Below are 10,234 nucleotides of genomic sequence, written 5' to 3' on the forward strand. Positions count from 1 at the left end.
GAGGGTGAAATAAATCTGTTTACTGACCGGGATCAGTTCCCGGCCACAGCGGCGGCGTAATACTCCCGAACGACCACAAATCCGGTGTCGTATTCCTGGACCGCCACGGGATAGCCTTCATGGACGTAAATTTTCAGGGCTTCCGGCTCCGGGGTGGGCTCCTCAATCAGCGTCAACCCGGCCAGTAAGGCACTGTGCACGCCTGCCACGCCGGTAAACTCCCCGTTCGCACGGATCCAGCGGTACAGGTCCGCAAACTGCGCCGCAGAGAGCGGATGTTGATCCTGCCCTTCAGCCCATGTTTTGGGAGATTCTGGCGTGGCGGTTTTGACGTTGACGTTGTGTGTGTTCATGGCATTTCTCCTGCTCAGGTGGGTTGTCATGTTTCGGTCGATCCAGTCGCGGCGAAGGGCAAAGGAGCAACGGCAGGCGGCGGGTGCAAGGGCGCCGCAGGCGTGCATTTCACCCTTGCAGCTGACGAATGACGGTGCTACGACCAGCCCTCCGCGCCTGGACTGACCGGAACAGGCCCGCCGCGCGCGAAAACGGGCATGAACACACCCGGCACGACGGAACGGCGTGGCGGCATTAAAGGGCGCAGCGCGCCCGGTGAACGCACCGGCGACAGCCGGTTGCAGGGGTTGCGTCAGGATGGAAACCCGCTGGCCCGGAACGGGCCCGGGCAGAGACGGCGTGCCGGCTCTGTGCGCAGCATGACAGCCGCCCGGACGCCCGGTGCGACAGCTTTTTACCTCGCGGGACAGGACATTCCGGCCTGAAGAAAAGAAACACAAGGACGTGGGCGTTTATGACGATCTATATCCTGCTCAGTGCCGGACAACACCCGGCCAGCGATGAAAGGGAAAATGACAGCAGAGGGAGCGGTTCAGACTGGGGCGGGAGATTACGGCTGCATATGTGCCCGCGAAGGAGGCAGGCCGGTGCGTCAGCACCGGGTTTTTACCGGCAGAGCCGCGGGGTTTATCCCTTCGCGCGCGTCCTGATGCGGTACAGCGAAACCGCCACGATGGCCGCCCCCATTATCATGGACAAAAGCGGCAGCAGCAGCCCGTGGGATGCAGAGTACAGCATGACCGCGCCTTCCGGTCCGGCCGCCGCCGGGTCAGCCAGCAGGTTCATTGCGCCCCAGACGCACAGAAACACGCCGCCCACCGGAACGGTCAGCGCAAGGAGTTTAAACAATGCCCGGTCACCCGCGGGCTGCGGGTGCTTTGATGCCAGCAGGCGCGCCAGCACGAAGCACATCGCGTAGCCGCACCAGTATGCCAGGCTGCCTGTCTCGACCGGCACCACGAACCGGAAGGCCAGCGCATAACTCAGGCTCAGCAGGGAACCCAGCATTAAAAAACTCATCATTGTCTCCTCGCGCGCCGCGCGTTCAGGCAGCATTGAAATTAAAATGTTCTGCAGGTGTTTTGCCACTTAAAGATGGCCGGTGCTATAGTTTTCATCGGGAACACCGGAAGTTTCCCCAAAGTCAGCTGTAAAACCGCCCGGCACCGACGTAGCCGGCGGCGAAAGGAGGCAGGGGGTCTCCTCCCCTGCCTTTTTTCGTTCTAGTCTGTGACCTTCCGGTTATAGACCACCTTCCAGTCATGGTACGCCGCGCAGTCGCGCAGCGATTCAGTTCGCACCACGTTCTCCGCCACGCCGTTCATCATCAGCACGCGCTCGATACCCGCGAACCAGTCCTCCGCCGGATTAAGCGGGAACCACAGGTTGCTGTTGATGCCGCTCAGCAGCGGATCGTTGCAGATGTGGATACCCCGCCCGTATCGGGTTTCGCTGCCGGTCACAATCAGCTCGCCGCGCAGCTCGCGTGTGACGGCGCAGCGCGCCAGCTCTGTGACCACATCATCCCAGCACCACTCTTTGCCCTCCGGCACCGGCAGCTCGACGCAGCGCAGATGCTTGTTACCCGCCCGGGCGGTGCGCTGTGCGAGCCCCAGCACCGACGGTTCGTTACTCTCGCCATCCGCACCGGTGAGCCAGTATCCGTTGTAATAAAAGGCTTCGTCGCCGTTGTCCAGGCGGATAAAGCAGAATTCGCCCAGCGCGCGCGTGATGTCGGCCTGCGTCACCTTTTGCTGCGCCGCGTCCGGGGAAAGGGTGTTTTGTACGCTCATGACTGTACCTCCAGCTGCTGACGCACGGCGCGCATGAAGTGCGGCCAGCTGCTGAACGTCATTTTCGGTACGCGCACGCCGCGACCGCTGTTAAAGCCTTTTACAAACGCCTGCGCCTGTGCGACGATTTGCGGGTCAAAATTCATATAACTCTCCTGAGTCAGGGTTTTGATGAGGTCGCCAGTTGCGTCTGGCGACCGTTGAGAAGGCAGGGGCAACCCTGCCTTTTTTACGTCTGTGTGTCGTCGGGCTCCATGCGGAGGCTGATATCCGTCAGGCGGGCCGCCAGTGCGCCGCTCGCCCGCCCCCAGATCACCTCGCCCCGGCTGCCAAACTGCGCGTGCACGATATGGCTCGCCACAATCCACGCGCGAAACGAGGACAGCGGCAGTGCGCTGTCCTGCACGGTATCGGCAACCTGCTGCGCCATATCGTGCAGCGTGAGCCGCAGGTGCTCGTGCTCCTCGCGGGCGCTGAGGCGGTGCTTTCCCAGCTCCGTCAGGGTCGCCAGGCTTTCTGCCAGGCCCGGCGTCAGGCCCGGGATTTCTGCCTGTGCGCCGCTGGTATATGGCTTTTTCATCGTGTTTCTCCTTTCAGTGGTCAGCATTCAGCGTGCGTCCATCCAGCCGCGAACCATTCCCTTCAGCCAGCAGACGGCTGAGTCCTGCTTACGGAACGTGATCCCGTAATGCGCATGGGCCTGAATTGCTTCAGCCACGTCCTGATCGGCTCTGTCACGCGCAGCGGAAAAACGCTGTTGAAGGCCGTTCATCCATGTTTTGGGAGATTCTGGCGTGGCGGTTTTGACGTTGACGTTGTGTGTGTTCATGGCATTTCTCCTGCTCAGGTGGGTTGTCATGTTTCGGTCGATCCAGTCGCGGCGAAGGGCAAAGGAGCAACGGCAGGCGGCGGGTGCAAGGGCGCCGCAGGCGTGCATTTCACCCTTGCAGCTGACGAATGACGGTGCTACGACCAGCCCTCCGCGCCTGGGCTGACCGGAACAGGCCCGCCGCGCGCGAAAACGGGCATGAACACACCCGACACGACGGAACGGCGTGGCGGCATTAAAGGGCGCAGCGCGCCCGGTGAGNCGGTCGATCCAGTCGCGGCGAAGGGCAAAGGAGCAACGGCAGGCGGCGGGTGCAAGGGCGCCGCAGGCGTGCATTTCACCCTTGCAGCTGACGAATGACGGTGCTACGACCAGCCCTCCGCGCCTGGGCTGACCGGAACAGGCCCGCCGCGCGCGAAAACGGGCATGAACACACCCGACACGACGGAACGGCGTGGCGGCATTAAAGGGCGCAGCGCGCCCGGTGAGCGCACCGGCGACAGCCGGTTGCAGCCGTTGAACCTGGACATCAGACCGAAACCGCTTGCGGACGAAACCCGCAGGGGTTCGGCGGCGCTTGGCGGCTTGCCGCTTAGCGACGTAGGGCTCGACGACCCGGCTTGCCGGGGAGCCGGAGGGGGCCCGAAGTCGGGCTTTCTGGTTTACTCTCTGAGTGAATAAAAAAATGAAAACGGCATCAGATTTGTCAAAAACGCGACTCAAAAACCCGGTTCTCTGCATAAAAACCGGCTTAACTGCATCATCAGCGCTGTGTGACAGACTGACCAGTGGGTGCGGAAAACCGCGCCGGCAGGCGCGGGTCTCCCGCAGGCCGCCGGAGGCGGCAGGGTGTTTTCGCGGCCGGAAAGGGGCGGCGGGCCTCCCTGCCCTGCCCCGGCTTATTTTTCCAGTGCGGCCATAACTGTTCTGATGGCCTCATTTTCCTGTGGCCAGAGGCGTTTTGCTGTTCCCTACCCGCCCTGCACATTCTCAATCCGCATATAATCGCCCGCCACGCGCAGCACCTGTGCCAGCGCGGTAGCGGATACGGTAACTTCCCGCGCCTGCGCTTCCTCTTCGCGCAGGTTTGTCAGCATGTCCCGCACTTCATCCCGACCGATGCCATAACGGCGGTGGTCGCCAGCTTCTGCAATAAACTCCAGCACCTTGCCCGCCTCTTTCTCTGTTATGTCCATGCATTCCGCGCTGTCCAGCACGTCTTCCTGCGTCCAGACCAGTACCGCAACCTGGTTGTCCTCACCAAATGATTCGATCAGGTGGGCACACACCTCTTTAACGTTCCCGTACATCATGTTTTTTCTCCTGTTAACGGGGCGCTCTTTGGCGCCCCGTGGGTTAATCAGTCCAGCGCGGCAAAAATGGTGCGGGCTTCGGGATGAGTGAAGGCATAGTCAGTCAGCTGGCGGTGACGGCGGCAGTAAAGCGCGCACAGCTCGCCCTCGTCGTGACGGTCATACATCCAGCTACGGTGATTGAGCACCAGTGAAGTGATCACGATGCCCGCCGCCTCGCTGCTCAGGCGCACATCGCTGTGATTTGCCGGGTTAACAAAACGCAAGGTTTCCTCCGCTGCGGGCTTCATGAAGCCACCGCCGGACGGCAGCAGTGCAAAATCCCATACGCCGCCGTCGTAATCCGACAGGAAACGATCGGCGTACAGGTACACGTTGTTTTCGGCGCGTATGAAATCGTCGCCAAAAATCGCCGGCAGAAAACGCAGGCGCGTATAGCCGTCAAGGACGCGCGCGGACTCAAAAGCAGGGGTGGCAGTATTCATCAGAAATCTCCGCAGTCAGGGTGGTAAACCGTTCCGGCCTGTGCCGTGACTGAATGACAGCCCGGCGAAAAGCGGAGTGTTCATGAGCACCGCCGGAAGCCGCAGCGCAAGCGAGCGCGAGGCGGGATTACGCACGGCGGTGACGCGAAGCATGAGCGGAGGCGCGACGGGAGTAAGCCCGCAGAGGCGAGTGCGAACGGGTGAGGACGGTGAGCGAAGCGATCTCTTGAACACGCAGCGGCCGGGCTAAAGTGAAGTCACGGCACCGGCCGCAGACCGCACGGTTTTTATTCCTCCGCCGCAGGCGGCATAAAAGCGGCGCGCAGCAACGTCCTTATCCCCTTGTCCACATCAGGGGTGCATATTCGCCCCGGAACCCTGTGGATAAAGCTGCCCCTGCCGTACGCCGGCAGGGATGCAGAGGAGTGTTCGATTTTTAATCAGTCACGCCCTCAGGTGTTTCTGTATCACGGCCGCGCGCCGATAGAGTTCAACCAGGTCGCTGTCGATCCCCTCAATCAGCAGGCCCGTCATGCGCTGCTCCCGGCTGGCGCCGTGCCAGAGGTGGCGCGCAATCATGTCGCGCAGTCGCAGGTGAAATTCATACAGCGATTCTTCCAGGTCGGCGACGTCGGCCGCCAGGGTATCGCTGTCAGGGTGCATTGTGTGATCGTTCATCGTCATTTCTCCGGTTATCAGGCCGCGCGGGCGTCGCGGTGGGTATACAGACGGCGCAGGCCGGCGGCGTGGTACTGCTCCATCAGCTCGATACCGATCCAGCGTCGCCCGCACGCCTGAGCGGCCACGCAGGTAGAACCGCTGCCGGCAAACGGGTCCAGCACAATGGCGCCGGGCTGCGTGAAGGTCTCAATCAGCGGCCGCAGGGCGCTGACCGGCTTTTCGGTCGGATGATAGCGGTTGCCGGTGTACTCCCACGGCATCACATCGGGCAGTGGCTTCGCCGGCAGCGCAGGGCGCCCTTTGGCCAGCACGTAGGCGCTTTCGTGCTGGTAGCCTACGAACGCGGACTTTGAGGCGTAGGGTTTGGTGAACACGATATGGCCCACCACGCGGAACCCCGCCGCCTTCCACGCCTGCATAAAAATATCTACCCGGTTCCAGCCGTAGAAGCTCACCGCCAGGCTGTTGTCTTTGAGCACCCGGAACATTTCGTTGCTCGCCGGCTGGACCCACTCGCTGTTAACGTCGTTGGCAATTGACCGGCCGGAACGGTCTTTAAAACCGACGAGGTACGGCGGATCGGTGAGGATGAAATCAATGCTTTTATCCGGAAAGCCGCCCATAACCTGTATGCTGTCGCCGTGCATAAATCGAGACATAGTGATGCTCCTGTGTATGAAGGGGGCACCGGTAGTGGTGCCGTGACCTCCACACAGACGGGCGACCAGCGGAGCAAACAGGGGCGACACCGGAAGCCGCACGCGCCGCCGGAGCGGACTGAATGTCCCGCGCAGGGCGGGGAACGGGTGAGGATGTCGGCGCAGCTTCCCTTGTTTGCGAGGCCGCCCGGCTACCGTGAGGGCACGGCACTTTATGCCCGCCGTTTACCGGCCGCAGGACGGGAGACGGCATAAGCGTGGAGCGAAGCGACATCATCATTATCTTTCCCGTGAAAAGCGCCGCCCGCCGGGCGGCCGCCTCACTAGTCGTTTTCAGCCCCGGAAATCAGGCCAGTGGCAACCGCACCGGTCGCTCACCACGGGTGCCATAAGCGTACCGGTTACTTGCCACTCATCCAGAAAATGGAGGCCGGAAAGTGTCGCTGCCTGCTGCGCATCAAGTTGCACGAGGGACTTCAGCCAGACGTCATTGCCGTCAAAGCGCCAGTAACAGCCTTCACTCTCACGGGGTTCGCCCTTCCACCACGTACGGCCCATGAGCATGCAGCCCGCCTCTGCCAGCTGCTCATCCGGGGACAGGATGAGCATATGCTCCTCTGAGCATGCGCCCTGCCACTCTGCCTGAAAGGAAGCCAGCCAGGTGTTCACTCTTTTTCCTCCCGTTTTGCCAGAACCGTGTCAGCGCAGTGGCGCAGGAAGTACCAGCTGAGACTGATATCCGCATCGAGCGTGGCATCGGCCAGCGCGATCGTGGCCAGCACCTCATCGGACGTCAGCTCCGGTGCCACGTCTTCGAAATCATCGGCTACCCACAGGTGCACTACGCAGGGTGTGTCTGGTGCAAAACGCTGCAGCTGTTCGGCCAGCTGGCCAGTGGTGAGAGGGTGATTCATGGTTACTCCGGTTACAGGTTGCACGGCATCAGCGCCGTGACGTCACGGCAGCCGGGCCACTGCGGAGGACGCAGGGTCGAGGGACGAAGCCGCACGCGCCGGCGGAGCGGACTGAATGTCCCGCGAACGGCGGGGAACGGGTGAGTCATGAGGCGAAGCTGCCTTGCGGACGAAGCGGCCCGGCTAAGGTGAAGTCACGGCGCAGCCCGACGATCAGGAGGGAGGTACAAAGGCAATTCATGCTGTACAAGTTGTGAGATAAGCTGCCATATCTGGTAAAGAGCAGCGGCGAGGTATCTTCATCAAGGGCTGCTTTGTGCCAAAAGCGTACAAAGCTGACATCTCTATGTACGAGCAACGCTGAGCAAGCCAGTCAGTTGGTGATGGGAGTGAGTTGTCAAAGTTGTTGCCCTCTACCGTCGCCATCGGAGATTCTTGAATGTACGCACTCTAAGTTAGAGCTGCTTCAGTCTGTTAATCCGCATAGCTAACGAGATTTGCATCCTTAAAAAGACTAGTATTTATGAAAGATGACAGTTTGAAATTTATCATTAATGTACAGTATCAAGAAGGTTTAAATATCCTGGTTGAAGTTAACAGGTTCAGTTAAGTGCGCAAACCTTTGATTTAAAATGAAAAGGTGGAGGCTCTATGAAAGTGGTCAAACAAGATTATTGCAAAACTTGAGAAGTTGAGTGTTGTGAGGTACAAGATAAATTCTTTTTAGCAACTGAATAAAAAGTGTTACTTAAAAATGCTTTAGGCAATTTTGCCTCATTCTTTGGTATCACTTCAACAGCTCAGGACAACAATAAAATGGCAATGTTACAGCAGGAATTGATAGTACGTGGCGAACAAGTTGAGCGAGTTTTCATCAACTATCAAGATAAAAAATATGTAGTTAACCGTCAGTATCAGCGTAAGCTGATTTGGACTATTGAAGAAAAACAGAGTTTTATCGATTCAATAATAAAAGGGTTCCCTATACCTATAATATTATTAGCAGAGCCTCTTGGGCGAAACGACGGTACTCTAGAGATTATTGATGGTATGCAACGTATGAATGCTGTCATGTCTTTCATCACGAACGATTTCTCATTCGATGGTAATTATTTTGATCTTAATACTTTTGCGACTACAAAAGACTTATTAGATCGTGGAGTACTTGAACAGAAGAAGCCAGTGCTCGATCGAACGAAGTGCCTTGCAATTGCATCGTATCCTGTACCTCTTTCAATTTATGAAGCTGCTGAAAGAGAGTCAGTGGAAGAAGTATTCCGCCGCATCAATTCAGGTGGACGTCAATTGTCACGACAAGAGTTGCGAGCAGCTGGAGCAACTTATGCTTTCGCTGATTGTGTTCGAAAAATATCTGCAAGAGTTCGTGGTGATACATCGAACACAGATCTCTTATTATTAAGTGAAATGCAAAAAATCAGTATCACTAATAGGGAACTGCATTATGGTATAAATGCAGAAACTGTTTTTTGGATTGCTCACGGAATTTTGACGAAGGAACAGCTGCGTCAAAGTCGTGATGAAGAGTTGGTGGCGGACATAGTGGCCTATATGGTTTCAGACAGACCGGTTGCATCGCGTACTGAACTTTTGGATGATTATTTTGGGGCAACATATCCTGAAACGATGACTAGCAAGGCAAGATTTGAAGCAATCGATCAAGCAGTCAAAAGGAGGAGTGTAGAACTTGTTGATCTTGATTATCAACGAGTGCATGACGCGTTGATTTTACTTCTAAATCAGGCTCAGACTAATTTCTCTGGATTAATTTTCCCCACTGGAAATGGTGGTAATCCAGTGCCTCGTTATTTCCAAGTGATTTTCCTCGCCCTTCATGATTTGATAATTAAAAAAAGCATGGTTATTTCTGATAGTGCAGGGCTTATTGCACGGTTAAGGGATTGTGGAAAGAACATTCAGGTTCAAGATGGTGGCCGATGGGGTGCTGATAATCGAAGCAGAATGATTGATTCTATTATTGGTTGGATGCAAGGATTTTTTGAGAACGATCTTAATCCAGATCCAGCGAAAGTTCATTGGATAACTAAACTCCAAAATTTGCTTACGAACTCAATTACAGAACAAGCTGCCTACGATTTCAAACAAGGCTTCTATACTTTAGATCCTAAACCTTCTTTCGATGAAAATTCATTCGATAAAATAATGGAAACTTGTGCTGCTATCGCTAACATAGGCAAAGGACATAAAGGCTATGTGCTAGTAGGTGTAGCTGAAACGGCAAAGACAGCAGCTAGAGTATTTGAAGTTTTCGAAAGCAAAGCTCTATCCTATAATGGCTTCCACATAACTGGGGTCGATCATGAAGCTAATTTCGCTGGTAAAAGTCTAGATCAAATGTTCCAAGATATCTCTGATAGAGTGGGACGCTCAGGGCTTTCAGAACCATTAAGATCTTACGTTTATAACCATCTAAAATGTGTACGTTATTATGATAAGACGGTTTTTGTTTTCGAGGTTGAAGGTCAGGACTCTCCATCTCATTGGAACGGAAATTGGGTAGAACGTCAAGGTGCACAGGTCAAAGACATACCTGCTGATAAACTGGGATCATTATTTGAGCGCTTCAGATAAATGTATTTTTTATTATGCAATGTGATTAATGTTATATATAACAAAAGGCCTGATTAATCGGGTCTTTTATACAAGATTAAGACTAAACACTTGGAAATCAAATAAATATTGTGTTTATCTTTGAGTACTGTCGCCATTCTGACCAACCGCCAACCACTGGAAATGGCAACTAAGATTTGCCATTTCCACAAATATGCTGATGTCCGCTTTTCGCTCAAAGCGGAAATTCGCCTGAGTACGGTCCACTTTGTGCCAGAAACGGACGTTGATATCATCAGAGAAAGCCAGTCGCTCTCTGTAATACTCGCGCTACGCTTCTGACTGCTGACGCTCTACCTCTGCCGGGTTCACCGGCAGATTCAGGCGTTCTTTGTACGCGACACCGGCCGCGGCTAAATCCACGCTGATCCGATCGCGCTCTTCCCGGGGCCGGGCGGCAGGGTTATGTGACATGATAATCCCTCCGGACAAAAGTATACCGCCTATGCTGAATAGCAGGAGGGGCTTATGTGTGGACGATTTGCGCAGTACAGCAGCAGAGATGACTACTTTGACGCTCTGGGTATTGGCCCGGAAGAACTGACCCGGGATGCTGA

Annotated in this window: 13 protein-coding genes and 1 pseudogene; 1 reads left to right on the forward strand and 13 read right to left on the reverse strand. The window is 55.9% G+C overall.

Annotated elements, in window-relative coordinates; translation table 11 throughout:
* Positions 1–32 precede the first annotated feature (32 nt).
* From F3I21_RS22160 to F3I21_RS22225, 12 genes are all read right to left on the reverse strand, one after another.
* Positions 33–353 (reverse strand): hypothetical protein, encoded by a 321-nt coding sequence (locus F3I21_RS22160; protein WP_150059772.1) that lies wholly within the window; start codon positions 351–353, stop codon positions 33–35.
* A 628-nt stretch (positions 354–981) separates the two neighbouring features.
* Positions 982–1,443, reverse strand: coding sequence for a hypothetical protein (locus tag F3I21_RS22170; protein ID WP_150059773.1), 462 nt, complete (start codon positions 1,441–1,443; stop codon positions 982–984).
* 134 nt (positions 1,444–1,577) lie between these two features.
* Positions 1,578–2,147: a hypothetical protein gene (locus tag F3I21_RS22175; protein ID WP_150059774.1), complete on the reverse strand. Its 570-nt coding sequence runs from the start codon at positions 2,145–2,147 to the stop codon at positions 1,578–1,580.
* Entirely contained in the window at positions 2,144–2,293 is a 150-nt protein-coding gene (locus F3I21_RS22180; RefSeq protein ID WP_088518130.1) for a succinate dehydrogenase flavoprotein subunit, read from the reverse strand. The genes F3I21_RS22175 and F3I21_RS22180 overlap by 4 nt, the downstream gene beginning before the upstream one ends.
* A gap of 83 nt (positions 2,294–2,376) precedes the next feature.
* The gene (locus tag F3I21_RS22185) at positions 2,377–2,727 is read right to left on the reverse strand and encodes a hypothetical protein (protein WP_150059775.1); all 351 of its coding nucleotides are present in this window, start codon (positions 2,725–2,727) and stop codon (positions 2,377–2,379) included.
* Between the two features lie 27 nt (positions 2,728–2,754).
* Entirely contained in the window at positions 2,755–2,976 is a 222-nt protein-coding gene (locus F3I21_RS22190; protein WP_150059776.1) for a hypothetical protein, read from the reverse strand.
* A gap of 971 nt (positions 2,977–3,947) precedes the next feature.
* Positions 3,948–4,289, reverse strand: coding sequence for a DUF1380 family protein (locus F3I21_RS22200; RefSeq protein ID WP_150059778.1), 342 nt, complete (start codon positions 4,287–4,289; stop codon positions 3,948–3,950).
* Positions 4,290–4,336: 47 nt separating this feature from the next.
* A complete protein-coding gene (locus F3I21_RS22205) occupies positions 4,337–4,774 on the reverse strand; it encodes an antirestriction protein (RefSeq protein WP_150059779.1) in 438 nt (145 codons plus the stop codon).
* Between the two features lie 444 nt (positions 4,775–5,218).
* A complete protein-coding gene (locus F3I21_RS22210) occupies positions 5,219–5,452 on the reverse strand; it encodes a hypothetical protein (protein WP_150059780.1) in 234 nt (77 codons plus the stop codon).
* 17 nt (positions 5,453–5,469) lie between these two features.
* The gene (locus F3I21_RS22215; protein ID WP_150059781.1) at positions 5,470–6,114 is read right to left on the reverse strand and encodes a DNA methyltransferase; all 645 of its coding nucleotides are present in this window, start codon (positions 6,112–6,114) and stop codon (positions 5,470–5,472) included.
* Between the two features lie 333 nt (positions 6,115–6,447).
* On the reverse strand, positions 6,448–6,783 hold the full coding sequence (locus F3I21_RS22220) for a hypothetical protein (RefSeq protein WP_150059782.1): 336 nt from the start codon (positions 6,781–6,783) through the stop codon (positions 6,448–6,450).
* Positions 6,780–7,028 (reverse strand): hypothetical protein, encoded by a 249-nt coding sequence (locus F3I21_RS22225; protein WP_127835297.1) that lies wholly within the window; start codon positions 7,026–7,028, stop codon positions 6,780–6,782. The genes F3I21_RS22220 and F3I21_RS22225 overlap by 4 nt, the downstream gene beginning before the upstream one ends.
* Before the next feature lie 741 nt (positions 7,029–7,769).
* Here F3I21_RS22225 and F3I21_RS22230 point away from each other — a divergent pair.
* On the forward strand, positions 7,770–9,638 hold the full coding sequence (locus tag F3I21_RS22230; protein ID WP_223815729.1) for a DUF262 domain-containing protein: 1,869 nt from the start codon (positions 7,770–7,772) through the stop codon (positions 9,636–9,638).
* A gap of 312 nt (positions 9,639–9,950) precedes the next feature.
* Here F3I21_RS22230 and F3I21_RS22235 read toward each other — a convergent pair.
* A pseudogene (locus tag F3I21_RS22235) lies at positions 9,951–10,091 on the reverse strand (DNA polymerase III subunit theta); the annotation flags it as partial.
* Positions 10,092–10,234: the final 143 nt, after the last annotated feature.

Origin of the sequence: Pantoea sp. B_9 (genome assembly GCF_008632015.1) — a bacterium.
In the GTDB taxonomy this organism is placed as follows: domain Bacteria; phylum Pseudomonadota; class Gammaproteobacteria; order Enterobacterales; family Enterobacteriaceae; genus Pantoea; species Pantoea dispersa.

Coding starts and splice junctions, on each gene's coding strand:
- F3I21_RS22160 (WP_150059772.1), bottom strand. CDS start 353: ATGAACACACACAACGTCAACGTCAAAACCGCCACGCCAGAATCTCCC.
- F3I21_RS22175 (WP_150059774.1), bottom strand. CDS start 2,147: ATGAGCGTACAAAACACCCTTTCCCCGGACGCGGCGCAGCAAAAGGTG.
- F3I21_RS22180 (WP_088518130.1), bottom strand. CDS start 2,293: ATGAATTTTGACCCGCAAATCGTCGCACAGGCGCAGGCGTTTGTAAAA.
- F3I21_RS22185 (WP_150059775.1), bottom strand. CDS start 2,727: ATGAAAAAGCCATATACCAGCGGCGCACAGGCAGAAATCCCGGGCCTG.
- F3I21_RS22190 (WP_150059776.1), bottom strand. CDS start 2,976: ATGAACACACACAACGTCAACGTCAAAACCGCCACGCCAGAATCTCCC.
- F3I21_RS22200 (WP_150059778.1), bottom strand. CDS start 4,289: ATGATGTACGGGAACGTTAAAGAGGTGTGTGCCCACCTGATCGAATCA.
- F3I21_RS22205 (WP_150059779.1), bottom strand. CDS start 4,774: ATGAATACTGCCACCCCTGCTTTTGAGTCCGCGCGCGTCCTTGACGGC.
- F3I21_RS22210 (WP_150059780.1), bottom strand. CDS start 5,452: ATGAACGATCACACAATGCACCCTGACAGCGATACCCTGGCGGCCGAC.
- F3I21_RS22215 (WP_150059781.1), bottom strand. CDS start 6,114: ATGTCTCGATTTATGCACGGCGACAGCATACAGGTTATGGGCGGCTTT.
- F3I21_RS22225 (WP_127835297.1), bottom strand. CDS start 7,028: ATGAATCACCCTCTCACCACTGGCCAGCTGGCCGAACAGCTGCAGCGT.